General features: G+C 48.0%; 1 protein-coding gene. It reads right to left on the minus strand.

Translation table 11 applies throughout. From position 1 onward, the window contains the following. On the minus strand, positions 1 to 235 hold a 235-nt coding region (locus D7W81_RS41790; RefSeq protein WP_147445871.1), incomplete at its 3' end, for a FadR/GntR family transcriptional regulator. Positions 236 to 379: the final 144 nt, after the last annotated feature.

Genomic DNA, 379 nt, shown 5'->3' on the forward strand with positions numbered 1-379 from the left:
GCTTATCGGTGGAGTCGACAAAGAAAATCCCTGACCCTTGCTTCACATTCAATACGCCTTTCAGTTCCAGCATAATGATGGCTTCACGAATGGTAGTTCGGCTGGTATTAAACCGCTCGCTCAGTTCACGTTCTGAAGGTAAGCGTTCTCCGGCCTTAAATACGCCTGAATACAGCAGCTCTTCAATCTGTAGACCAATATCGTAATAGCGGCGCTTTGTAATAACGTGTTCCATACCTTGCCTTACTGTGGGTGTCCTCGGATAGCCGATCGTCGTGCAATATGATTTGAACGTTGCTGATCGGCATAAATAGTAGCGGCAGTTGCCACGATACCGCCAGCCTTAAATGTGCTTGCCCAAGTCGGGCAGTGAAAAACC

It is taken from the genome of Corallococcus aberystwythensis (assembly GCF_003612165.1).
GTDB lineage: Bacteria > Myxococcota > Myxococcia > Myxococcales > Myxococcaceae > Corallococcus > Corallococcus aberystwythensis.